This window comes from Lacrimispora amygdalina (assembly GCF_900205965.1).
GTDB classification, from domain to species: Bacteria; Bacillota; Clostridia; order Lachnospirales; family Lachnospiraceae; genus Lacrimispora; species Lacrimispora amygdalina_A.
The window spans coordinates 108,540-132,674 of sequence record NZ_OAOF01000011.1; the positions used below are offsets into that span (position 1 = coordinate 108,540).

Here is a 24,135-nt window from a genome sequence, read left to right on the forward strand (position 1 = left end):
TTTTAACATCCTTATTTTTCTCTGTGGGGTAGCCGGCCCCGAAAAAATCTTTTCTTCAATTCTGAAACATGAAACGGTATGAGAGGATAGATGTAACTCTTGCCTGCGATGGTCTTATTAAATACAATGGCGCACAGGGACAGGATAAAGCCGATGACAAAGCCCCATACATTGAAAAAGGCGGTTAAAACCAAAAGGATCATACGGATGAACTTAAATGCGTAGCCCAGCTCGAAGCTGGACTGAGAATAATTAGCCACAGTGACAAAGGCCATGTATAACATGGTTTCACTGTTAAACCAGCCGGATTTCACGGAATATTCTCCCATGACAATACCGGCGATCACACTTAAGGGTGTAGTCAGCATGCTGGGAGTATTGACAGCCGCCAGACGCAGACCATCGATGGCAAATTCCAGAATGAGAAGCTGGAAGATCAGAGGGACCTGTGGTTCTTCTGATAAACGGATAAAACGAAGCCAGTTCGGTATCATCTCAGGGTTCTGCATGAACAGCAGCCACAGTGGGGTTAAATATAAAGTCAGGATAGAAATTATCATACGTGACAGCCGCAGATAGGTTCCGGTGACAGGAGGAAAATAATAATCGTCGGCTTCCTCAATAATATCAAACACGGAAGAAGGCAGTATCATGGCAGAAGGAGAGTTATCTACCAATATAATGATATTTCCTTCCAGCAGGGAGGCTGCTGCAGTATCAGGACGTTCGGAATATTTAAATTTCGGAAAAGGGTTGAACCATTTATGAGGATAAATGCATTCTGCAAGGCTTTCCTGGTTCATGGTAAGGGCATCAACTTTCAGTTTCATGATCCGCTCTTTTATCATGGTAAGTAGGTTTTCGTCCACCCGTCCTTTGAAATAGCAGATGGCAATGTCTGTATGCGAACTTTCTCCTGCATTCATGATTTCCATCGTAAGTTTGGGATCCCGGATTCTTCTCCGGATCAAAGCGGTGTTAAAGGTGAGTGTTTCAACAAATCCGTCTCTGGAACCACGTAATACCTTGTCTTTTTCCGGTTCCGATACGCTTCTTGCCGGATAACTTCTGCAGTCGAGGGTAAAGCATTTTTCGTATCCATCAATAAACAGGCAGGAGATTCCTGCCAGAAGTTGTTTTATCATTGTTTCAGAATCTGTTAACAGACCGACCTGGCTGTAAGGCAGATTCTTTTTTGAGAATTCATGGGCATTGGCAGGAAGGTCATCTGCCGTGATGGAGGAAAAATCTTCCATTAATTTCTGCCATACTTCACTTTTTGTAAAGCCTTCCACATAGTAAAGACACGCTTCTTTGCCCGCTATATGGAAGGTACGGTAAACCAGATCAAAGTTCCCGTCTATATCCAGTTTCTTGTTTAGATAATTCATATTATCTGATAGATTTCTTGTAAATTCCATGGTAGTGATCTCCTTGCATTGGTAATAGCAGCAATCTGGCAATAAGAAAAGTATGTGCATTTTTGTGAAAAATATGTTTTATTAAATCTGCATGGGTAACAAGGGCATTTTATATAATTTTTATTGGAAAATATGGAGGTATTTTGGGTCGATTTCTGTTGATTTTTGGCATAATACACTAAAAATATTGACTTATGAGCGAAAAGATGGTATTATCGACCATGTGAGAAGCACAAGGGGTGCCTTGCGTGCGGTATTTTGGCATGGGGATGTCAAAATGCAAAACTACATAGTGTGACGGTTTTAGATCGTGACGGAGGATTGCCTTCTGTGGGGGAAGGGCAGTCCTCTAATTTTTTTTAAAAGGTTGATAGGGATTAAGATCTTACATATAATAGGAGAAGTGATAAGGAGGAATTCTATGTGGAAATATTTAAGGAGAGATAAGCGGGTCCGAAATGTCATGACTGCAGTGGCAGTGATTGGATCAGCATTATTACAGACTTATGTCATACAGGCTTTTATTAAACCTGCTGGATTATTATCAGGAGGATTTACAGGAGTAGCTATTTTAATAGATCGTGTAACATCGTTATTTGGATTTAATATTTCAACCTCTCTGGGTATGGTGTTATTAAATCTTCCTGTTGCATGGGCATGCAGCAAGAGCATCAGCAGACGATTTACGTTCTTCTCCCTGTTACAGGTACTGTTATCCAGTGCCTTTTTAAGAATCTTTCATTTTGCGCCTATATTTGAAGACAGTATCTTAAATGTGATCTATGGCGGCGTACTTTACGGATTTGCGATTGTTCTTGCACTCAGGGGGAATGCCTCTACAGGCGGCACAGATTTTATCGCTCTTTATGTTTCCAATAAAACAGGCAATTCCATCTGGACTGAGGTGTTTGTGGGAAATGTAATTCTGCTTAGTGTGTTTGGGGCTATATTTGGCTGGGATTATGCCGGATATTCCATTTTATTTCAGTTTGTGGGAACGAAGGTGGTATCCACCTTCCATCACCGGTATGAACGTGTTACACTTCAGATTACAACCGCAAAGGGACCGGAGCTTGCAGGAAAATATGTGAAGGATTTCCGCCATGGCATTTCCTGCGTGGACGCGGTGGGCGGCTACAGCAGGAAGAAGATGTATCTTCTTCATACCGTAGTCTCTTCCTATGAAGTGGCTGATATCATCACACTGTTTCATGAAGTCGATGATCAGGTGATCGTAAATATGTTTAAAACCCAGCAGTTTTATGGGAAATTTTACCGCGCTCCAATGGAGTGATTCTTACCGCATCATAATATAGATCATATACAGACCATATAGTAAAATCATAAATATACATTCCAGCCGGTTTAACTCCTGCCTGCTTTTGCACCACATCCAGACGATCAGGCTTGTACCAATCAGAAAAGCGGTATCAAAAAGGGATAAGGGGTTGATTTTGATCGGGCTGATGGCAGAAGAAGCTCCTAACACCAGAAGAATATTAAAAATATTGGATCCAATGACATTGCCAAGAGCCAGCCCGTTTTCCCCTTTTCTGGAGGCAACAATGGAGGTTACAAGTTCCGGCAGTGAGGTTCCCATAGCTACTATGGTAAGCCCGATCAGAGTCTCGCTCAGACCAAAGGAAGCGGCGATTTTACTGGCATTTTCCACAACCAGATTACCGCCCCAGACGATGGCGGCAAGTCCTCCCACAATAAAGATGGCAGACAGCCAGAGAGGAAGGGGGGTGTCACCTTCTTCTTGTGCAGGTGTCCGGTTAATAATTGCGTCACGTATGGTAAGACCGACGAAAACGGAAAACAGACAGATAAGTATGATCCCATCCATTCTTGAAATGTCAAGATTAAAAAACATCATCAGAAATAAAATTGCGGTGATACCTACGCTGGCACCGTAATCCCAGCGAAGCCGGACGCCGAATGGACGGATTGCACCACAGGCACCAAGGACAACTAAAAGATTAAAAATATTGGAACCAATTACATTTCCGATTGCGATATCATTGCTTCCCGACAGTGCGGCAGTGGTACTGACTGCCAGTTCAGGAGCACTGGTGCCAAAGGCGACGATGGTAAGACCGATGATGATACTGGGAACTCTCAATGTCCTTGCGATGGATGAACTGGCTTCTACAAAATAATCAGCTCCTTTGATCAGCAGTACAAAACCTAAAATTAACCATAAGTACATCATATTGTTTCCTCTTTCTTTTTTGAATTAACAGCAGCTGTTCCTGAAACAAAAAGCGAGACTTTCATTGCATGCAGTATGCAACAAAAGTCTCGCTTATTATATGCGTACCGGTTTCCTGCCTGAAATCAGGCGGAAACGTGACTGACGTATACGCAAAACACTCTAAGGCGTAAGCTACTCCCTTTTATTGTTTATAAGTATAAAAAACTTCTTTGGAATTGTCAAGAGATTAAATGGAAAGAGAAAAAATAATGCTCACCCTGTGGATATGGAAATCCTATGAGAGATCGGATAAGGGGCGTATTGAGAGAAGAAAACCTGCCAGGGCATTGTAAACCGCGGCAGGTGTCTCATCACGCGCTTAATAGAAGGCCGTTCTTCCCGGCCTTTTTAACTTGCTGAACCAGTGAAAGTAAATCAAAAACAGTATAGAGGTGACGGTCCAGGTCAGGGGATAGCAAAATACTACGGTTTCAATAGCCGGATGAATCGGTACTGCAGTACAAATCCATACAATTCTCAGGACGCAGACTCCAAGACTGGTAAGGATCATTGGAATCCAGCAATCACCGGTTCCCCGAAGGGCACCTGAATAAATCTCCACACAGACATAAGTGAAAAAGGTAGGAACCAGGTAACGCAGGATCTGTGTACCTTTGGCAATCACTGCCTGATCTGTTGTAAAGAGGAGGAATACCAGGCTTCCGAATGTATATAGCAGGAAGCTGAGTACAATGGATGAAAGAAAGCATATGCCAAGGCATACCCGGATTCCCCTGTAAACCCGGTCTGATTTCTTCGCACCGTAATTTTGTCCCACAAATGTTGTGATGGAGATTCCGAATGCGCTGATCATCATCCAGAACAGTGTGTCAATCTTGCCGTAGGCTGTCCAGGCAGCTACTGTATCGGTTCCCAGTGCGTTCACACTTGACTGAATAATAATATTTGACGAAGTGTACATAACAGACTGTAGTCCTGCAGGAAATCCGATCCGGATAATCCGAATCAGCATATCCTGGTCTATTTTTAGAGAAGAAAGCATCAGCCGGTAAGCCTGTCTGGTGCGAATTAAAACGATCAGAACCAGAATGGCGCAAAGAAGCTGGGAGAGTATGGTGGCAATTGCCGCACCCATGACACCCAAATCCCAGAAAACCACGAAGATGATATCTAATATGATATTGGTAAAGCAGCTGGCAATCAGAAAATAAAGGGGGCGCCTGGAATCCCCGATTGCCCTTAAAATCCCTGCTCCCATATTGTAAATCAGATTCGGTATCACCCCGACAAAATAGATCCGCATATATAGGACACCATAGGGAAGTATGTCAGCCGGAGTATCCATGGCTTCTAAGGCAAAGGGAGCCAGAATAATTCCGATTATCATTATAAAAAAGCCGCAGACAGCAGAAAAAGACATGGCTGTATGTACCGCCCGGCTCAGCTGCTTTTTCTGTCCGGCCCCGAAAAACTGGGATATGATGACTCCTGCGCCGGAGGAAAGCCCTATGAAGAACCCGATAAATAGATTTATGATAGTTCCGGTAGGACCTCCTACGGCAGCCAGTGCTTCTTTCCCTACAAATCTGCCTACAATAACGGCATCGGCGGTATTATAAAGCTGCTGAAAAAATGTTCCAAATAAAATTGGAAAGAAAAACAGAAGAAGCTGCTTCCATATCACTCCCTCTGTAATCTGATTCGACGTCCCTTCGTCTTTATTTCTCGTATTCTTTTTCATAAAAATTCCTCGTTTATGTAATTATGTAATCGTTTTTCATTATACCGTCTGGATTAAAAAAAGACAATCCCTGTCTTAGTCGGTTTTCTGAGCTTTTGTAAGTGCCTGATCCACTGCTTTTAACAGTACGCCACAGGTGTAGCGGGACTCAGACGGATAGGAAATGTTTTTGGTAGACTGGTTCTTTACAATCTGCGGAGATAAATTATCCATGGCGGGCTGCATAAGGGGATACATTGTGGTAACCGCCTCGCTTAAAGGTACCAGTGTAACGGAAGTGATTTTCTTAGAATCTACTGTGACCTCAACATTGATATCCTGGCTATTCAGCGTAATGGCAGAGGAATATACACCCGGTACATAGAGCACAGGATCGCCGGAAGTGGGTACAGTATCCTTTTTCGGGCGGAACATGACTAAAAACAGGGTTATGAGGAGGATTCCAAGGCCAACGAAGATCGCAGTATAAATGATCTCTTTCATTCGTAAAACAACAATTTTTGTTTTTGAGCTCATAAGACAGAAGCCCTCCGTACAGTTTTGTTATAATGTATGAAGGGGTTGGGGGATTTCATTCCTAAGATTTCATTGTTGTAACAGGAAATCTGTGCTAAGATAATAGACAAACATGTGTTTTGGGAAAGGAAGAAAAGTATGTCCCTTCAATTTATATTGGGCGGATCCGGTTCCGGCAAAACCCGCCGCCTCTATACGGAACTGATCCGGCAGTCTGCGAAAGAACCGGATACCCAGTTTTTTGCCATTGTACCGGAACAGTTTACCATGCAGACACAGAAGGAGATTGTCTCCCTGCATCCGAACTACGGTGTAATGAATATTGATATAGTCAGCTTTAAGCGTCTTGCCTACCGGATCTTTGAGGAGCTTGCAATTATAAATCCCCAGATTCTTGATGATATGGGGAAATCCATGGTGCTTAGAAAGGTATCCGCAGACAAGAAAAAAAATCTGGTTTTTTATAAAGAGCATTTATCAAAGGCAGGATTTATCTCCCAGTTAAAGTCCATGCTCTCAGAGCTGTACCAGTACGGAATTACTCCTCAGATGCTGACGGAGAAGATTCCGGACAGTATAAGTCCTGTGCTGGCTCAGAAACTGTCGGATATTACTGTCGTTTACGAGGGATTTAAGGAATATATTGAAGGTAAATTTATCACTTCAGAGGAGATTTTAGGTGTGCTCTGCAACCAGTTACCCAGGTCTGAACTGATCAAAAACAGTGTCATCGCATTGGATGGATATACCGGATTTACTCCGGTTCAGTATCGGATTTTAGAACTGTTTTTCCGTTACAGCAAGAAGGTTGTAATAACCGTGACCATGGACCCTGCGGAGAATATGAGCAGAAAAACCGGGGTCCAGGAACTGTTTTATATGAGCCGCCAGATGATTAAGAAACTGAACGATCTGGCAAAGTTCACGGGTATCAGCCGGGAAAAAGACATTCTGCTTACGGATCACCCTGCAGTCCGCTTTATGAAAGAAGAAAAAGATTCTCCCTGCTATCTGGATTTTCTGGAGCAGAATATTTACCGTTATACAGGAAGAACCTTAAACGGGCAGCCGGAATCCATTCATTTGTATCAGACACGAAATCCGTCACAGGAGGTCGCATTTGTGATCCGTTCCATGGAAGACAATATAAGAAAGAACGGGCTTCGATACAGGGATATGGCGGTAATATCCGGGGATTTATCCAGCTATGCCAATGAGATCATTCATCAGTTTCAGCTAAGCCGTGTGCCATTCTTTCTGGATGATAAGAAAAGCATCTTAAAGAATCCCATGGTCGAGCTCATCCGCGCAGCAATTGAGATTGTTCAGAAGGATTTTTCTTATGAATCCGTGTTCCGTTATTTAAGAACCGGGCTGATTGTATCCCAGGATCATATGGATCAGGCAGACAGACTGGAAAATTACGTCATAGCCATGGGGATCCGGGGCTTTAAACGGTGGGCAGCTCCCTTTGAGGGGTGGTATAAGGGTGCCAGAGAGTTAAACCTTGTGGAATTGAATCAGTTTAAGGATGAGATAATGGGTCCCCTTAAATGTCTGCGGGAAGAATTTAAAAGAGAAGACTCCACGGTAAAGACCATGACTGGTGCAGTGACTGCGCTTTTAATGGAGACAGGCATTGAAGAGAAGATGCTGGATTTCGAAAAAAAGTTTCAGGAGATGGGAGAATTTGCGCTTGCCAAGGAATACGGCCAGGTTTATGGACTGGTAATGGATTTGTTTGACCGTCTGGCAGGACTGCTGGGAGAGGAGCATGTAAGCAGGAGAGAATATGGGGAGATATTAGATGCCGGTTTTGCTGAGATTAAAGTAGGTGTGATACCGGCAGCCGTGGACCGGGTTGTCGTGGGTGATATTACACGAACCCGTCTGGATCATATTAAGGTTCTTTATTTTGTAGGAGTAAACGACGGACTGGTTCCGGTGAAAAAGGAGAAAAGCAGCTTATTCACGGACAGAGAAAGAGAATTCCTATCCGATCATTCCATAGAGCTGGCCCCTACTTCCATGGAAGAGGGGTTCCGCCAGAGGTTTTATCTGTACTTAGCACTTACCAAGCCGGAAAAAGAGCTGGTGTTATCCTACTCAGCCATGGATGGCAGCGGAAAGAGCATGCGTCCCTCCACGTTGATCGGAGAACTGAAAAAGCTGTTTCCCGGTTTAAAGGAATCGGCTCCCGGTGAAGGAGGCGTACCCTTAAACTTTCGTGAAGCAAAGAGCCGGCTGGCAGACGGTATGAGGGAGTGTGGAACTGGAGGAGGGGACAGCCGGCTTCTGGAACTGTTAAAAGCGTTTTTGTCATCTCCAGAATACAGAGAAGAAGGAAAACGACTGATTGAAGCAGCTTTTTACGTATACCAGCAAAAGGGCATTGGAAAAGCGGCTGCCAAAGCTCTTTACGGACCCGTCATCAACGGAAGCGTGACCAGGATGGAACAGTACGCATCCTGTGCTTATGCCCACTTCTTAAATTACGGTCTGGAACTGACTAAACGTCAGGAATATGAGCTGGCAGCCATGGATATCGGGAATCTCTTCCATGATTCCATTGATTTATGGTTTGGGCGGATGAAGGAAGAAGGCAGGGATTTTAAAACACTGACAGTAGAAGAGCGTCAGGCGATGGTGCACGAATGTGTAACGAAAGTAACGGAGGAATATGGAAATACGGTCTTAAAAAGCTCTGCAAGAAATGCTTACCTGGCAGGTAAGGTGGAACGGATCACGGACAGAACGGTCTGGGCACTTACAGAGCAGTTAAAAAAAGGGGATTTCACCCCCGTCGGATTCGAGGTTTCCTTTTCTGCAGACGATCATTTAAAAGCAATGCGGCTTCCTTTATCTAAGGATGAAGCCGTTCATTTAAGGGGAAGGATCGACCGAATGGATTTATGCGAAGATGAGGAGGCAGTCTATGTTAAGATCATTGACTACAAATCCGGAAGTACCGCATTTGATTTAACTTCCCTTTACTATGGTCTGCAGCTGCAGCTGGTTGTCTATATGGATGCGGCACTGGAGTTGGAAGAGAGAAGACGACCGGATAAGCAGGTTGTTCCGGCAGGCATTTTCTATTACAATATCAACGACCCGGTTGTGGACAAAGACGGTGAGATGACGAGTGAAGAGATATCAGGCAGGATATTAAAACAGCTGCGTATGAACGGCCTTGTTAATACTGATTTAAATGCAATCGCACATCTGGATCATGAGATTGAGACCGAATCGGATGTAATACCGGTTGCCATGAAGAATGGAATCATTCAGGAGGCGCGGTCATCGGTAGCAGGAGGAAACCGTTTTTCCGCCTTAAGACAGTACGTTCAGGAAAAACTGAAGACAGAAGGGCGGGAGATTTTAGATGGTGTCATCGATGTAAATCCCTATAAGCAAGGCAATAGAACTGCATGTGATTACTGTCCCTATCATGCTGTCTGCGGGTTCGATTTAAAGACGGAAGGGTATGGTTTTAAAAAGTTTAAGGCTTTAAAATCCGAGGAAATATGGCCGGTTATTGAAGGAGAAACAAAGGAAGGAGAGGAACATGGCAATCACCTGGACAGAGGAACAGAAAGCAGTCATTGAAAGCAGGAACAGAAATCTCCTTGTATCGGCAGCAGCGGGAAGCGGTAAAACGGCTGTTCTGGTGGAACGCATTATACAAATGATTACGGAGGGAGAGCATCCCCTTAAAATAGATCAGCTTCTGGTCATGACGTTTACAAAAGCTGCTGCAGATGAGATGCGGGAGCGGGTTTTAAAGGCGGTGGATCAGAAGCTGATGGAACAGCCGGATAATGATCATCTTCAGATGCAGGCAGCCATGATTCCCTACGCCCAGATTACTACCATAGACAGCTTCTGTCTGGGGATTATAAGAGAGCATTACAGCCGGTTAGACATTGATCCAGCTTTCCGTGTGGGAGATGAAGGAGAACTGATTCTCCTTCGGGGAGATGTGATGAAGGAGATGCTGGAGGAATTCTATGAATCAGAGGATCCTTCCTTTGAACGTTTTGTAGAGACGTATGCCACCGGCAAGACGGACCGTGGAATTGAAGATTTCATCATGCAGGTATACCGTTTTTCCCAAAGTAATCCCTGGCCGGAGGAATGGCTTAATAACTGCAGGAATGAACTTGAAGCCTGTGATATGAAACATATGAAGGATACTGCCTGGATGCGTTTTTTAATGGAGGATGCTTCACTTTTACTGGAAGAGCTTCTGGTTCAGACAGAAGCAGCCATGGAGATCTGCCAGGAAGAGAACGGTCCGGAGGCATACCTTCCCATGCTTGCCAGTGATGCGGCCATGTTAGAATCGCTGCTGGAAGCCAGGGAATATGAGCAGTTAAACTGCCTGTTAAAGGAGGTATCATTTACCAGACTCGCCTCCATACGAAGCAAAGACATTGACCAGGAAAAAAAGGCGGCTGTAACAACAGTCAGGGACCGGGTGAAAAAGGGTCTTGGAAAGCTTTGTGACTTATACTGCTTTGAGTCCCCGGAGGAAGTGGGAGCGGATATGGAAGGGACGAAAGAAGCTGTTTTCATGCTCCTTCATCTGGCAGAAGAATATTCCCGCAGATATCAGGAGAAAAAGAAGGAACGCAATCTGGTGGATTTTAATGATCTGGAGCATTATGCTCTTCAGATTTTATTAAAAGAAGAGGACGGAGTAAGGATTCCAACCCAGGCGGCCGATGAATTTTGCCGGCAGTTTGAGGAGATCCTGGTGGATGAATATCAGGACAGCAATGAGGTGCAGGAAGCGCTGATCAACAGTATTTCAAGAGAGCGGTTTGGAAGTCCCAATGTTTTTATGGTAGGAGATGTGAAGCAGAGCATCTACCAGTTCCGTCTGGCAAGACCCCAGATGTTTCTTGATAAGTATCAGAGGTATTCCAGTGAGGAAGGGAGTTATCAGAAGATAGAGCTGCACCAGAATTTCCGAAGCAGAGAATCGGTATTAACCAGCATTAACGAAGTTTTTTATCAGATTATGACAAAAAATCTGGGGAATATCCGGTATACAAAGGAGACGGCGCTTCATCCGGGCGCTGTGTTTTCCCAGTGGGAAGGCCGTGTAGGAGAGAAGACAGAACTCCTTCTCATTCATGGCTCTTCCGATCAGTTAAAGCAGCTCGATGAAGAACGTGCAGATTATACTGCCAGGGAAGCAGAGGCAAAGGTTATCGCCTCGAAAATAAGGGATCTGACAGATCCGGATTCAGGCCTTTTTATCTGGGATAAGAATTTAAATGGTACAGGCGCATACAGGATCTGTCAGTATTCCGATATTGTTATCTTATTAAGAAGCTTAAGCGGGTGGGCGGAAGAATTTGTCAATATCCTGATGAATGAGGGGATTCCAGCTCATGCAGAACGGAAAACAGGATACTTTTCAGCCACAGAAGTGGAGATAGTTCTATCCCTGCTCAATATTATTGATAATCCCATGCAGGATATTCCGTTAGCTGCCGTACTTAAATCCCCGATTGCAGGAATTACGGACAAGGAGATGGCTCATCTTATGGCTGTGTGGAAAAATGCAGCAAAAAAAGGTCAGGATCGTGGGATTTATGGGGCGTGGCAGTACTATTTAAAGGAGTATGAACAAGGAGAAGATGAAGACGCCCCGGCCCTGCCCCGGAAACTTTCCGAATTTTCCGGAACATTGTCCCGATACAGGGAAAAAGCAGCATATTTATCCATTCATGAGCTTCTCTATGACATATATGAGGGAACCGGTTATTACGACTATGTTTCCGCCATGCCGGGAGGGGAGGTGCGGCGGGCCAATCTTTCCATGCTGGTGGAAAAGGCGGCAGCTTATGAACAGACAAGCTACAGAGGGCTGTTCCATTTTATCCGTTATATTGAAAATCTAAAAAAATACGATACGGATTTTGGGGAAGCATCAATCCTCGGAGAAGAGAATACGGTCCGCGTCATGAGCATCCATAAGAGCAAAGGATTGGAATTTCCGGTTGTATTTCTGGCTGGAATGGGGAAAAAATTTAATAAGCAGGATGCCTATGGAAAACTGCTCATTGATCCTGATCTGGGGATTGGAACTGATTATATGGATCTGGAAAAACGAATCAAGGCGCCTACCTTAAAGAAACATGTTCTAAAGAGAAAGACAGAGCTGAGTGCACTTGGAGAAGAGCTTAGGGTACTCTATGTTGCCATGACAAGGGCCAAAGAAAAGCTGATTATGACCGGACTGGACCGTTACCTGGATAAAAAGCTGGACCGTTATGCATCTGTTATGAGGGCACAGGGGCAGATTCCATTTTCCATACTTTCAGGGGCAGATTCTTATCTGGACTGGCTGCTGATGAGTGTTTCGGGTAAATATTCCCCTGACGGCATCTTGTCGGAGGAAGGACAGGATACAGGGAATATCATTATGAAGGAGCTGACTGTTTCCGGCCTTGTCATGGGGGAAATGAAACGGCAGGTTAGTATGAAACTGACGAAGGAAAGCTTTCTTCGGATGGATACTGGAAAAAGTTATGACCAGGATTTTGAACGAGGTTTAAAGGAGGCACTTTCCTACCAGTATCCTTATCAGGAGGATATAAGACTTCACACCAAGCTTACTGTTTCTGAACTGAAAAAGCAGGGGCAGTTCGTGGATGAAGAGGAGAGTGATTTTCTTCCTACAATCCCTGTATTTTTAAGAGAGGAAATAAAAGAAGAAAAAACAGGTGGTGTCCGGCGCGGTACAGCGTATCACCGTGCCCTGGAACTTTTGGATTTTTCAAAGGTGAAGACTGCAAAGGACTTATCATCTGCACTGGAGAAGCTAAAAGAAGACGGACGGCTAAGCGGGGAAAGCTTTGCCCTGCTTTCTGAAAACCAGATTCTGGCATTTATCAACTCACCATTAGGACGGCGGCTGGCAGCAGCCCAGGAGAGAGGACTGTTAAAGAGGGAACAGCAGTTTGTAATCGGGATACCGGCCAGGGAGATGGATGTGGCTGATTCCGATGAACGGATACTGATACAGGGAATTATAGACGCTTATATGGAGGAAGAGGGGCAGCTTGTCCTGGTGGATTATAAGACAGACTTTCTAAAGGAAGGGGAAGAATCCATTCTTTTTGACCGCTATGGAATACAGATGGAGTATTACAGGCGGGCTCTGGAGCAGATCACTGGTAAAAAGGTGAAAGAGATGATCATTTATTCCTTCGCTCTGAAAAAAGAAGTCGTAATATGCGGATCATAAAATCTTAAGAAGGAGATGGTAAGAATGATACCTGACAATGAAGTAAGATTAACTCAAATGACGAAAACAGCCGGCTGTGCCGCTAAGATCGGTCCGGGAACCCTGGCAGGTATTCTGGAACATTTACCGAAGTTTCAGGATCCCAGTCTTTTGGTGGGGATTGAAACCTCGGATGATGGTGCGATTTATAAAGTAAATGAGGAACTGGCACTGATCCAGACGCTTGATTTTTTCACACCGGTTGTAGATGATCCCTTTATATTTGGCCAGATTGCCGCTGCCAATGCACTCAGCGATATTTATGCCATGGGAGGAGAACCGAAAATCGCATTGAATATCGTGGCCTGGCCGAACTGCTTAAACCCTGCTATTCTGGGAAGGATATTAGAGGGCGGAGCGTCAAAGGTTCTGGAAGCAGGTGCCGTACTGGCAGGAGGACATTCCATTCAGGATGAAGAACCGAAGTACGGGCTGAGTGTAACCGGTTTTGTCCATCCGGATAAGATTTTTAAAAACTGTGAAGCAAGGCCGGGAGATGTTATAATTCTGACAAAACCCCTTGGAACCGGAATCGTTAATACTGCGGTGAAGGCTGATCTTGCTTCCCGTGAGGCAAGAGATGAAGTCATAAAAGTCATGACTTCGTTAAACCGCAGGGCCAAGCAGGTCGTGGAGCAGTTTGAGGTTCACAGCTGTACCGATGTGACTGGGTTTGGTCTGGCAGGCCACTCGGTTGAGATGGCTGATGGAAGCGGTGTAACACTGGAGATTTCAGTAAGTGATCTTCCGGTACAGAAAGAAGCCGTGGAACTTGCGCGAATGGGGCTGGTGCCGGAAGGGGCGTATAAAAACCGATCCTATACCAGTGACCGCGTGGATTACGGTAATACGGAGGAATGCATGATTGATATCTTCTGCGATCCCCAGACTTCAGGAGGACTTTTAATCAGCGTTTCCAGGGAAGACGGGGAGCGGATTATGGATACGTTCCTACAGGCAGGTATGGAAACTGCCTGCCGCATAATCGGAAGAGTTACAAAGAGACAGGAAAAAGCAGTAAAACTGGTGAGTCACTTATGATCTATCTGGATAATGCAGCCACTTCCCTGCATAAACCTGAGGAAGTAAGACTGGCAGTAGCTGATGCCATGCTTCATATGGGCAATCCTGGAAGAGGGATTCACGGTGCATCTCTTGATGCTGCCAGAATGATTTACGATACCCGGAGTCTTATTTCCCAGCTCCTTCATGGAGACGGTCCCGGCCAGGTGGCATTTACTGCCAATTCTACGGAGAGTTTAAATCTGGCAATAGAAGGGATATTTCGTCCGGGTGACCATGTGATCACCACAATGATGGAACATAATTCTGTACTTCGTCCTCTTTACCGTATGGAGGATCGGGGAATGGAACTGACTATTCTGCCTGCAGATCAATATGGCTGTATTCATTATGAAGAGATTGAGGCTGCAGTCAGAAGCAATACGAAAGCAGTGGTATGCACCCATGCCTCTAACTTAACTGGAAATATTAATGATTTAAAGACCATTGGGGATATCTGCAAAAAGCATGGGCTTCTTTTCCTGGTGGACGCTTCACAGACTGCCGGTGTGTTTGACATTGATATGAAGGAGATGGGAATTGATGTGGTCTGCTTCACAGGGCACAAAGGATTGTTGGGACCTCAGGGAACCGGTGGAATCTGCATCAGGGAAGGGCTTAATATAGAGCCTCTGATTGTAGGAGGAAGCGGGATGCAAAGCTTCCTGCGGACGCAGCCGGAGCAGATGCCGGAACGTCTGGAAGCCGGCACATTAAACTGTCATGGCATTGCAGGACTTCACGCAGCCCTGCTCTATATCAGCCGGACAGGTATGGAGTCCATACGTAAACGGGAGCAGTCTTTAATGAGACGGTTTTATGAAGGAGTAAAGGACATTCCAGCAGTTACCGTCTACGGGGATTTTTCAAGAAAGAGCCTGGAGCAGCGGGCTCCCGTTGTAGCTCTTAATATTGGAAGCCTGGATTCTGGTGAGGTGGCAGATGAATTGACAGTTGCTTATGGTATATATGCCAGAGCAGGTGCTCACTGTGCTCCTCTGATGCATCAGGCACTGGGTACTGTAAAGCAGGGTGCTGTGAGGTTTTCCATGTCCCACTTTAATACGGAAGAAGAAATTGATCAGGCAGTGGCGGCAGTCAGAGAACTAAGCAGGGAACAGGAGCTGATATGAGGCGGAAAGAGTTAAAAACCGTAGTGACTTTTCATACGGTTACTGAAGCGATTGCCATGGAGACGGCCTGCATAAGAGAAAAAATTCCGGGAAGAATTATTCCGGTACCGGGAGAGATTAAAGCGGGCTGTGGACTTTCCTGGGTGATGCCTGTTCATTGGGAAGGAGATATCCTGCAATGGATGGAACAGGAAGGTCTCAAGTGGGAAGCTGTAGGGGAATATCTGATTTAGGAGTGCAAATGGATAATAATCTGAAAAATATATCATATATGTTAAGATGACAGCATATATTGATAAATGATTTGAAATAAAAATAGCGTTGACAAATAGTTTTACAATATGTTATAGTCAACCTGTCAGAGGTCACAAAATATGTTAAGTATCAGTATTCAAAGAAACTTATATATGCTCATAATTGGATGAGTGTTTCTACCAACTACCGTAATAGTTGTCTATAAGTTTCCTCGTGACAGGTAGGCGGCTTTTTGGGCTGCGCTGTTTGTGTTCACGTTTGGAGCGACAAAGGAGACGGTAGTTTTTTATTGCTTGGTTTTTAGGAACATTGCAATTTGGCTGCCGTATTTTTGTTTGTGCGAAGCAGGAGGTTCTATGACCGGTGATAAAAATTTTATACTAAAGGGAAACATTTGTTATAGTGAGGATGCCCATACGTTAAGAACGGTGGAGCAGGGGTTTTTAATATGCCAGAATGGGAAGTGCGCCGGAGTATTTCAAAGCATACCCCAGCAGTTTTTAGATTTTTTGGTGATTGACTGTAGCGATAAGCTGATTATTCCGGGGCTGATTGATCTTCATATTCATGCACCGCAATATTCCTTCCGTGGTCTTTCCATGGATTTAGAGCTGTTAGACTGGCTGAATACCAATACGTTTCCGGAGGAAGCCAAATATGGCGATCTGGAATATGCAAAAAAGGCCTACCAGATATTTGCAGAAGCAATGAAGAGAAGCGGGACGACAAGAGCCTGTATCTTTGCCACCATCCACGGACCGGCCACAGAGCTGTTAATGGATCTCATGGAAGAAACCGGTTTAAAGACGATGGTTGGTAAGGTCAATATGGACCGGAATGCACCGGATTATTTATGTGAATCAGGTGCACAGGCGTCAGAGGCGGAAACAATCCGCTGGCTTTCCAAGACAAGAGGAAAGTATCAGAATGTAACTCCGATTCTGACACCCAGATTTATTCCGTCCTGTACTGATGATCTCATGGAGCGGCTGGGAAGACTGAAAAGAAAATATAAACTGCCGGTTCAGTCTCATTTATCGGAGAATATAAGTGAGGTTGAATGGGTGAAACGTTTATGCCCCAGCACCGGGTGCTACGGCGAAGCTTATGATCAGTTTGGCATGTTCGGTGGGGAGGAAAAGACAGTAATGGCTCATTGTGTCTTTTCGTCTGAACAGGAGATTGAACTGATAAAAAAGCGGGGAGTTTATATTGCCCATTGTCCCCAGTCTAACACCAATCTTGCTTCTGGTATTGCACCCATGCGTACTTATTTGGACCTGAAATTAAACGCAGGCCTGGGTACGGATGTAGCAGGAGGAAGCGTTGAGTCCATTTTCCGTGCTATGTCAGATGCCATATCCGTATCAAAGCTTCGGTGGCGTCTTGTGGATTCCTCATTAAAACCTGTTACGATTGAGGAGGTATTCTATCTGGGAACTCTGGGAGGAGGCTCTTTCTTTGGAAAGGCAGGCAGCTTTCTGGAAGGTTATGAGTTTGATGCTCTGATTCTGGATGACAGCAGTTTAAGTCATCCCCAGCCGCTAAGTACGAGGGAACGGCTGGAACGTTTTATCTACCTGTCGGATGACAGGCACATCGCGGGGAAGTATGTGGATGGGAAACGAATTTTTTAGAGCACCTAAGGAGGTAGGAAGTATGGAACGAATATTTCATTTATCTGAAAATCACACAGATTTAAAAACCGAGATTATAGCCGGAATTACAACCTTTATGACAATGGCTTATATACTGGCGGTAAACCCAAGCGTTCTTGGGGCAGCCGGAATGGACAGCGGTGCAGTCTTTACGGCCACAGCGCTGGCATCCCTGGTTGCAACACTTTTAATGGCAGGTCTTGCAAATTACCCGTTTGTACTGGCACCAGGAATGGGATTAAATGCTTACTTTGCTTATACCGTTGTTCTGAATATGGGTTATACCTGGGAGATGGCTCTGGCAGCCGTGTTCGTCGAAGGTATTATCTTTATTCTGCTTTCACTGACCAATGTCCGTGAGGCGATTTTTAATGCGATCCCAATGAATTTAAAGCATGCAGTATCAGCTGGTATTGGTTTATTTATTGCCTTTATCGGTCTTCAGAATGCAAAAGTAGTGGTTGACGGAGCGACTCTTGTAACCATGTATTCCTTTAAGTCATCCCTGACTGACGGAACCTTCCATTCTGTAGGTATCACTGTTTTACTTGCGATTATTGGCATCCTCATTACTGCAGTACTGGTTGTAAAGAATGTAAAAGGGAACATCCTGTGGGGAATTCTGGCAACCTGGATTCTTGGTATGATCTGCCAGGCAGTTGGTCTTTACCAGCCAAATCCTGAAATTGGAATGTTCAGTGTATTCCCGGATTTTTCAAAAGGATTTGGAATTCCAAGCATGGCACCCACCTTTTTAAAGCTGGATTTTTCCAGAATTATATCAATGGATTTTCTGGTAGTCATGTTTGCATTTCTGTTTGTTGATATGTTTGATACACTGGGAACCTTAATCGGTGTTGCATCCAAAGCAGACATGCTGGATAAGGATGGAAAGCTTCCCCAGATCAAGGGTGCACTGATGGCAGATGCCGTAGGTACTTCTTTAGGAGCATTATTTGGTACATCCACAACTACAACTTTCGTGGAAAGCGCTGCAGGCGTGTCAGAAGGCGGAAGAACCGGATTAACAGCAGTGGTAGCAGCGATACTCTTTGGCTTATCCCTGTTTTTATCCCCGATCTTTCTTGCGATTCCTTCTTTCGCAACAGCTCCAGCTTTGATCGTTGTCGGATTTTTAATGATGACATCAATTACAAAAATTGATTTTAACGATTTTACAGAGGCACTTCCATGCTACATTGCAATTATTGCCATGCCGTTTATGTACAGCATTTCTGAAGGTATTGCAATGGGTGTTATCTCTTATGTATTTATTAACGTTGTTACAGGCAGCGCAAAGAAAAAGAAAATCAGCATTCTTATGTATGTTTTAGCTGTACTCTTTGTGCTGAAATATATACTGATCTGATAGATCGGCGAAACGGCGGTGACACGGTCCTGCCAGGCAGATATTGCCTGGTGAACCATGTCACCGCCGTTTTTCTTTGTTTCATTAAAAATTAATTCAAAAGCACAATGGCCAGATTTAAATATCCTGCAAATGTCACCCATAAAAGATAGGGAATCTGTAATATGGCGGCTGTCTGGTTTACAGACCAGAAGGCTGTAATCATACGAATTATAAAATACCATAAAAGCAGCAGAATAAGAAATGCCAGAAGGTAGTTTTGCAGGTTAAAGAATACCAGGCTCCAGATAAAATTGAGGGAAAGCTGAATGGCGTAAAGCCGTAGTGCTTCCTTCCGCCTGGGAGAAGAGGACTGGGCAATGATATAAGATCCTAACCCCATGAGCAGATATAGTATCGTCCATACGATGGGAAAGATCCATCCAGGAGGGGAAAGAGCCGGCCGGTTTAAGTCTTTGTATAGCATCATGCTGTTTTTTGTTAAAAATCCAGCCAAAGCGCCCACTGCCAGAGGTAGTACCAGGAAGAAAATAAATTTTTTTCTGTTACTGTTCATAGAAATCTCCCGTTTCTGTAATTAATACAATCTTATTCCCGCATTAGTGAAATTATTTCCCGTTTTTCGGTAAAATAATATTTAATAAGATAGCGACCAGAGTTGCCACAACCACAGGAGACCGGCCAAAGATGGTGACTACCCAGGCAGGAAATGTGGAAAGCGCCGCCGTAGCCTGGGAGATTCCCATGCCAAGTGCTGCAGCAAGTCCTACGATAGAGGAATTGCGGTAGTTCATTTCTTCAGAGGTTACCAGCTTCATACCTGTCATTGCAATGGAGGCAAAAACAGATACGGTTGCGCCTCCTAACACACATTGGGGAATGGTGGTAAGCACGGCTGAAAATTTGGGTATCAGACCGGCAGCCAGTAAGAAGGCTGCAGTTAAACCCATAACATACCGGTTGACCACTTTCGTGGTGGTTACGATCCCCACGTTCTGGCTGTATGTCGCTGTGGGAAGTCCTCCTAAAAAAGCGCCGAAAATATTTGTTACTCCATAGCCCATGATTGCCCCCTGCAGTTCCTTATTGGTTGGCTCTCTGTCTATGGAACCGCTGGTGGTAGCGGTAAAGTCACCAATTGCCTGAACCGAATTAATGGCAAATAAGAGTCCGATGGCAATGCAGGAAGAGGGTTCAAAGGCAATGCCAAAATGCAGAGGCTTTGGTATAGAAAATAAGGAAGCAGCTGCAATGTTGGAAAAATTGACCATACCAAAAAGCAGTGCTGCCACATATCCCACTATGATGCCAATGAGAATAGAAGCCAGCTTATAAATTCCCTTTCCAAAATGGTTCAGTACTGTGACCACAGCCAGTGTAAGGAAAGCGACGGTCCAGTTCTGCCAGGATCCGTAGGAGGGGCTTGAGACTCCGCCGGCCATATAGTTAATGGCAGTAGGGTAGAGGGAGAGCCCAATGGTAAACACGACAGTTCCGGTAATGAGTGGGGGGAAAAATTTCCGGATCCGCATAACGGAAAATCCTACCAGAAATGCTACGATACCGCCGACGATCTGAGCTCCAAGAATTGCAGAAATTCCATAATCTGCAGCAATGGACTGCATACTGGGGACGTATGCGAAACTGATGCCCAGGATAACAGGAAGGGCAGAGCCGAGGCGGAATCCGTTCTTTTTCCCTATGGGAAAAAGCTGGAGGAGAGTGGACAGGGCGGAGACTACCAGGGCAGCCTGAATCAGGATGACCCGGTCTGAGCTTTCCAGTCCTGCGACGTTTGCTACAATGATGGGTGGTGTGACGCAGCCGACGATCATTGCAACCAGATGCTGTACTGCAAGGGGGATTGTGTGAGAAAATTTGGGGATGCCGTCGAGTTCAAAGATAGATGCATACTGTCTGTCAGATTGACTCATGGCATTTATACTCCTTTATAAGTTTACTGATGTATATGGGTTCCGGTGCTTCCGAGTATTCCTTCTTTTGCTTTTTCCAGCAGAGTTATGAGGGCAGTCCGCCCTTTCCCGGATTCGGCAAATTTTACTGCTGCTTCCACCTTGGGAAGCATGGATCCAGGTGCAAAATGGCCCTCCCGAATGTACTGATTCGCCTGGCTGGCGGTGATGTCACTCAGCCATGTTTCGTCCTGTGTGCCATAGTTTAAGGCTATTTTCTCCACGGCTGTCAATATAATGAGGAGATCTGCGTCCAGTTCCTCTGCCAGAAGCTCACTGGCAAAGTCCTTATCAATGACTGCACTGGCGCCCTTTAAGTGATTGCCATTTAAGGTTACCGGAATACCTCCGCCTCCGCATGCAATCACCAGCTGTCCGCCGTCTACAAGAGAGCGTATGGCCTCTATTTCGATGATTTCCTGCGGCTTTGGAGAGGCGATCACACGGCGGTAACCTCTGCCGGCATCCTCCTTCATCAGGTATCCGTATTTGATTGCGGCCTCCTTGGCCTGTTCCTTCGTCATAAAATGTCCGATTGGCTTGGAGGGATTTGAAAATGCCGGATCCTGCTCGTCTACGCGGATCTGGGTAATCATGGTGGTCACCGGAATATGTCTGATATTCCGGTTCACCAGTTCTTCTCTCAGTGCGTTCTGCAGATCATAACCGATATAAGCCTGGCTCATGGCGACGCAGACGGAAAGAGGGGTATTAGGCTGCGTGGGATCCTCTCTGCACAATGCACTCATGGCATTGTTGATCATTCCCACCTGTGGCCCGTTTCCATGGGCAACCACCACCTCACATCCTTCTTCGATCAGGTCTACGATGGCTTTCGAGGTGATCTTGACTGCTGCCATCTGTTCCGGCAGGGTATTGCCGAGGGCGTTTCCGCCCAGGGCAATTACAATTCTCTTTTTTTTCTCCATATGAGTGATCCCCTTGGTTAGATTGAGAACTTACGCGGTGAATTCTTTTCCTCCAGCTTTTTAAATACTTCCTGGGGATTTTCAAATTTGCTTAAAAAGATCATGGCAGCAATTACGTATGGCTTATAGCTGGCTTCCTTATAAAGCGGATTTCTGTAACGGTCAAATACGGAAGCTTCTACTTCTCCGTCTTTGCAGCTGATATCGTTGATATCTGCAGGAAGGCAGTGAAGATAGAGCGCTTTTCCGTCCTTCGTAGTCTTCATCAGTTCTTCTGTACAGCACCAGTCCTTATGATTGGCATTCTGTGCCAGAAGCTCCTTCTCAAGTGCTTTGATTCCGTCCATGTCTCCATTGCCATAAAGATCGGTTCTCTTTTCCATAGCTGCAAACGGTGCCCAGCTCTTTGGATAAACGATGTCTGCATCTTTAAATGCATCAGCCATATCGTTGGATACCCGGAAGGAACCGCCTGATTTTTCGGCATTGCCCTTAGCCACATCTAACACTTCCGGCATTACTTCATAGCCTTCCGGATGGGCCAGAACCACTTCCATTCCCATACGTGTCATTAATCCGATCACACCCTGGGGAACAGATAAGGGCTTACCATAGGAAGGAGAGTAGGCCCAGGTCATGGCCAGTTTTTTCCCTTTTAAGTTTTCGATGCCGCCGAATTCATGAATAATGTGGAGCATATCAGCCATGGTCTGCGTTGGGTGGTCAATATCACACTGTAAGTTTACAAGAGCCGGCTTCTGTTCCAGAATTCCATCCTTATATCCTTCTGTTACCGCATCAGAAACCTGGTGCATATAGGCATTGCCTTTTCCGATGTACATATCATCACGGATGCCGATCACATCTGCCATGAAGGAGATCATGTTGGCAGTTTCGCGGACTGTCTCTCCATGGGCGATCTGGGATTTCCCCTCGTCTAAATCCTGTACTTCCAGTCCCAGAAGGTTGCAGGCAGAAGCAAAGGAAAAACGGGTGCGGGTGGAGTTGTCGCGGAATAAGGAGATTCCAAGTCCGCTTTCAAAAACCTTTGTAGAGATGTTGTTTTCTCTCATAAAGCGGAGGGCGTCGGCAACGGTAAAGACTGCTTCCAGTTCGTCGTCCGTTTTCTCCCAGGTTAAAAAGAAGTCATTTTCATACATCTCCTTGAAATTTAAGGAATTCAGTTTGTCGATATAATCCTGTAAGGTTTTCATAATGTGGTAAGCCTCCTGATCGTGGTTTTATTCATTGCAGTAAACAGTGGGAAGTGCAGCGTATACGGCTGCACAGGTGACAAGGTCCTGCTTCCAGGTCTTTTCATTCGGCGCATGAGCCTGGGCCTCTGCTCCCGGGCCAAAGCCGATACATGGAATCTGATTGCGTCCCATAATGGAAACGCCGTTGGTGGAAAAGGTCCATTTGTCGGTGAGAGGACGTGCAAGCCGCATGGAAACTGTCTCCTCAGAACCGATTCTGGTATTCCCGTATAAGGACTTATAAGCTTCTTCCAATGATCTGGTTACTTTATGATCCTCAGGAATGACCCAGGTTGGGAAGTAACATTCGATTGGATAGGTAAGTCCTTTATAGGAAGGACGGGAATACTCATACATGGAAACGGTGACATCGTCTCCGTATTTCTTAACATTTGGCAGACTGCGGATCTCCTCCAGACAGCTTTCCCAGGTCTCCCCTGCTGTCATACGGCGGTCTAAGGAAACAGAACAGGAGTCAGCTACTGCACAGCGGCTTGGTGATGTGAAGAAAATCTCTGAGACAGTGATGGTACCTCTGCCTAAAAAGTTTGCTTCTTTCCACTGGGGATTATGAGCTTGCTCAAGCATTTTGGCAAGTCCCTTAATCTCATTGCCATCTGCTGTATCATTCTCGTTAAGAGAACGGACATCCTGAAGAATATCAGCCATCTTATAGATAGCATTGTCTCCACGTTCCGGTGCAGAACCGTGGCATGAGATTCCCTTTACATCAACCCGGATTTCCATACGTCCTCTCTGCCCGCGGTAGATTCCTCCATCCGTCGGTTCGGTGGATACTACAAATTCCGGACGGATCTTATCTTCATTGATAATGTACTGCCAGCAGAGTCCGTCGCAGTCTTCCTCCTGTACGGTACCGGTAACAAGAACGGTGTATTTGTCACTTAAGAGCCCTAAATCCTTCATGATTCTGGCACCGTAAACAGCAGATACCAGTCCGCCGCACTGGTCGGAGACACCTCTTCCTCCTATTTCCGTATCGGTTTCATAGCCTTCGTAAGGATCAAAATTCCAGTTGGACTTGTTGCCGATCCCTACCGTATCAATGTGGGCATCGAAACCGATCAGTGTCTTTCCGGTTCCCATAAATCCAAGTACATTGCCCATGGGATCGATCTGCACTTTGTCAAACTCAAGCTTTTCCATCTCCTGTGCAATCCGGTCAATGTGAGCTTTTTCATCGCAGCTTTCCCCAGGGAATTTTACGATGTCACGCAGAAATTTTGTCATATCTGCTTCATAGCTTTTAGCTGCTTCTTTGATTTTTTCGTAATCCATGCTTT

17 protein-coding genes and 1 riboswitch are annotated in these 24,135 nt (G+C 45.2%); of the genes, 8 read left to right on the plus strand and 9 right to left on the minus strand.

Annotated features, from left to right (window positions below):
* Positions 1–11: 11 nt before the first annotated feature.
* Complete coding sequence (locus CRO04_RS15370) at positions 12–1,421, minus strand: spore germination protein (RefSeq protein WP_097005143.1); 1,410 nt, start codon at positions 1,419–1,421, stop codon at positions 12–14.
* A 421-nt stretch (positions 1,422–1,842) separates the two neighbouring features.
* Here CRO04_RS15370 and CRO04_RS15375 point away from each other — a divergent pair, with 421 nt between their 5' ends.
* Entirely contained in the window at positions 1,843–2,715 is an 873-nt protein-coding gene (locus CRO04_RS15375; protein ID WP_097005144.1) for a YitT family protein, read from the plus strand.
* A gap of 3 nt (positions 2,716–2,718) precedes the next feature.
* Here CRO04_RS15375 and CRO04_RS15380 read toward each other — a convergent pair whose 3' ends face one another.
* The 3 genes from CRO04_RS15380 to CRO04_RS15390 all read right to left on the minus strand — a co-directional run bounded on the left by CRO04_RS15380 (position 2,719) and on the right by CRO04_RS15390 (position 5,896).
* Positions 2,719–3,636, minus strand: coding sequence for a calcium/sodium antiporter (locus CRO04_RS15380; protein WP_097005145.1), 918 nt, complete (start codon positions 3,634–3,636; stop codon positions 2,719–2,721).
* A gap of 361 nt (positions 3,637–3,997) precedes the next feature.
* A complete protein-coding gene (locus tag CRO04_RS15385; protein ID WP_097005146.1) occupies positions 3,998–5,380 on the minus strand; it encodes an MATE family efflux transporter in 1,383 nt (460 codons plus the stop codon).
* Between the two features lie 75 nt (positions 5,381–5,455).
* Positions 5,456–5,896 carry a hypothetical protein gene (locus tag CRO04_RS15390; RefSeq protein WP_097005147.1) on the minus strand — a complete coding sequence of 147 codons (441 nt, stop codon included), beginning with the start codon at positions 5,894–5,896 and terminating at the stop codon, positions 5,456–5,458.
* A 138-nt stretch (positions 5,897–6,034) separates the two neighbouring features.
* Here CRO04_RS15390 and addB point away from each other — a divergent pair, with 138 nt between their 5' ends.
* The 7 genes from addB (at position 6,035) to CRO04_RS15425 (ending at position 18,673) form a co-directional block, all read left to right on the plus strand.
* The gene (gene addB / locus CRO04_RS15395) at positions 6,035–9,502 is read left to right on the plus strand and encodes a helicase-exonuclease AddAB subunit AddB (RefSeq protein WP_097005148.1); all 3,468 of its coding nucleotides are present in this window, start codon (positions 6,035–6,037) and stop codon (positions 9,500–9,502) included.
* The gene (gene addA, locus CRO04_RS15400; protein ID WP_097005149.1) at positions 9,462–13,157 is read left to right on the plus strand and encodes a helicase-exonuclease AddAB subunit AddA; all 3,696 of its coding nucleotides are present in this window, start codon (positions 9,462–9,464) and stop codon (positions 13,155–13,157) included. Before addB ends, addA begins: the two co-directional genes overlap by 41 nt.
* A 24-nt stretch (positions 13,158–13,181) precedes the next feature.
* A complete protein-coding gene (gene selD / locus CRO04_RS15405) occupies positions 13,182–14,237 on the plus strand; it encodes a selenide, water dikinase SelD (RefSeq protein WP_097005150.1) in 1,056 nt (351 codons plus the stop codon).
* Positions 14,234–15,391 (plus strand): aminotransferase class V-fold PLP-dependent enzyme, encoded by a 1,158-nt coding sequence (locus tag CRO04_RS15410; RefSeq protein WP_097005151.1) that lies wholly within the window; start codon positions 14,234–14,236, stop codon positions 15,389–15,391. Before selD ends, CRO04_RS15410 begins: the two co-directional genes overlap by 4 nt.
* Positions 15,388–15,624, plus strand: a complete 237-nt coding sequence (locus tag CRO04_RS15415) for a DUF3343 domain-containing protein (protein ID WP_097005152.1) — start codon at positions 15,388–15,390, stop codon at positions 15,622–15,624. Before CRO04_RS15410 ends, CRO04_RS15415 begins: the two co-directional genes overlap by 4 nt.
* A gap of 148 nt (positions 15,625–15,772) precedes the next feature.
* Positions 15,773–15,868, plus strand: a riboswitch (purine riboswitch).
* Between the two features lie 134 nt (positions 15,869–16,002).
* Positions 16,003–17,283: an amidohydrolase family protein gene (locus CRO04_RS15420; RefSeq protein WP_097005153.1), complete on the plus strand. Its 1,281-nt coding sequence runs from the start codon at positions 16,003–16,005 to the stop codon at positions 17,281–17,283.
* A 22-nt stretch (positions 17,284–17,305) separates the two neighbouring features.
* Entirely contained in the window at positions 17,306–18,673 is a 1,368-nt protein-coding gene (locus CRO04_RS15425; RefSeq protein WP_097005154.1) for an NCS2 family permease, read from the plus strand.
* Between the two features lie 91 nt (positions 18,674–18,764).
* On the opposite strand, the gene CRO04_RS15430 is transcribed toward CRO04_RS15425, so the two are convergent.
* Genes CRO04_RS15430 through CRO04_RS15450 form a run of 5 tightly spaced genes read right to left on the minus strand, consistent with a single transcriptional unit; the run spans position 18,765 to position 24,130 of the window.
* A complete protein-coding gene (locus tag CRO04_RS15430) occupies positions 18,765–19,229 on the minus strand; it encodes a TspO/MBR family protein (protein WP_097005155.1) in 465 nt (154 codons plus the stop codon).
* A 52-nt stretch (positions 19,230–19,281) separates the two neighbouring features.
* The gene (locus CRO04_RS15435; protein ID WP_097005156.1) at positions 19,282–20,607 is read right to left on the minus strand and encodes a uracil-xanthine permease family protein; all 1,326 of its coding nucleotides are present in this window, start codon (positions 20,605–20,607) and stop codon (positions 19,282–19,284) included.
* Between the two features lie 23 nt (positions 20,608–20,630).
* Complete coding sequence (gene arcC / locus CRO04_RS15440; RefSeq protein WP_097005157.1) at positions 20,631–21,575, minus strand: carbamate kinase; 945 nt, start codon at positions 21,573–21,575, stop codon at positions 20,631–20,633.
* A 17-nt stretch (positions 21,576–21,592) separates the two neighbouring features.
* Positions 21,593–22,789: a knotted carbamoyltransferase YgeW gene (gene ygeW, locus CRO04_RS15445; RefSeq protein ID WP_097005158.1), complete on the minus strand. Its 1,197-nt coding sequence runs from the start codon at positions 22,787–22,789 to the stop codon at positions 21,593–21,595.
* A gap of 27 nt (positions 22,790–22,816) precedes the next feature.
* Positions 22,817–24,130: a YgeY family selenium metabolism-linked hydrolase gene (locus CRO04_RS15450; RefSeq protein WP_097005159.1), complete on the minus strand. Its 1,314-nt coding sequence runs from the start codon at positions 24,128–24,130 to the stop codon at positions 22,817–22,819.
* Positions 24,131–24,135 lie beyond the last annotated feature (5 nt).

Coding starts and splice junctions, on each gene's coding strand:
- CRO04_RS15370 (WP_097005143.1), bottom strand. CDS start 1,421: ATGGAATTTACAAGAAATCTATCAGATAATATGAATTATCTAAACAAG.
- CRO04_RS15375 (WP_097005144.1), top strand. CDS start 1,843: ATGTGGAAATATTTAAGGAGAGATAAGCGGGTCCGAAATGTCATGACT.
- CRO04_RS15380 (WP_097005145.1), bottom strand. CDS start 3,636: ATGATGTACTTATGGTTAATTTTAGGTTTTGTACTGCTGATCAAAGGA.
- CRO04_RS15385 (WP_097005146.1), bottom strand. CDS start 5,380: ATGAAAAAGAATACGAGAAATAAAGACGAAGGGACGTCGAATCAGATT.
- CRO04_RS15390 (WP_097005147.1), bottom strand. CDS start 5,896: ATGAGCTCAAAAACAAAAATTGTTGTTTTACGAATGAAAGAGATCATT.
- addB (WP_097005148.1), top strand. CDS start 6,035: ATGTCCCTTCAATTTATATTGGGCGGATCCGGTTCCGGCAAAACCCGC.
- addA (WP_097005149.1), top strand. CDS start 9,462: ATGGCAATCACCTGGACAGAGGAACAGAAAGCAGTCATTGAAAGCAGG.
- selD (WP_097005150.1), top strand. CDS start 13,182: ATGATACCTGACAATGAAGTAAGATTAACTCAAATGACGAAAACAGCC.
- CRO04_RS15410 (WP_097005151.1), top strand. CDS start 14,234: ATGATCTATCTGGATAATGCAGCCACTTCCCTGCATAAACCTGAGGAA.
- CRO04_RS15415 (WP_097005152.1), top strand. CDS start 15,388: ATGAGGCGGAAAGAGTTAAAAACCGTAGTGACTTTTCATACGGTTACT.
- CRO04_RS15420 (WP_097005153.1), top strand. CDS start 16,003: ATGACCGGTGATAAAAATTTTATACTAAAGGGAAACATTTGTTATAGT.
- CRO04_RS15425 (WP_097005154.1), top strand. CDS start 17,306: ATGGAACGAATATTTCATTTATCTGAAAATCACACAGATTTAAAAACC.
- CRO04_RS15430 (WP_097005155.1), bottom strand. CDS start 19,229: ATGAACAGTAACAGAAAAAAATTTATTTTCTTCCTGGTACTACCTCTG.
- CRO04_RS15435 (WP_097005156.1), bottom strand. CDS start 20,607: ATGAGTCAATCTGACAGACAGTATGCATCTATCTTTGAACTCGACGGC.
- arcC (WP_097005157.1), bottom strand. CDS start 21,575: ATGGAGAAAAAAAAGAGAATTGTAATTGCCCTGGGCGGAAACGCCCTC.
- ygeW (WP_097005158.1), bottom strand. CDS start 22,789: ATGAAAACCTTACAGGATTATATCGACAAACTGAATTCCTTAAATTTC.
- CRO04_RS15450 (WP_097005159.1), bottom strand. CDS start 24,130: ATGGATTACGAAAAAATCAAAGAAGCAGCTAAAAGCTATGAAGCAGAT.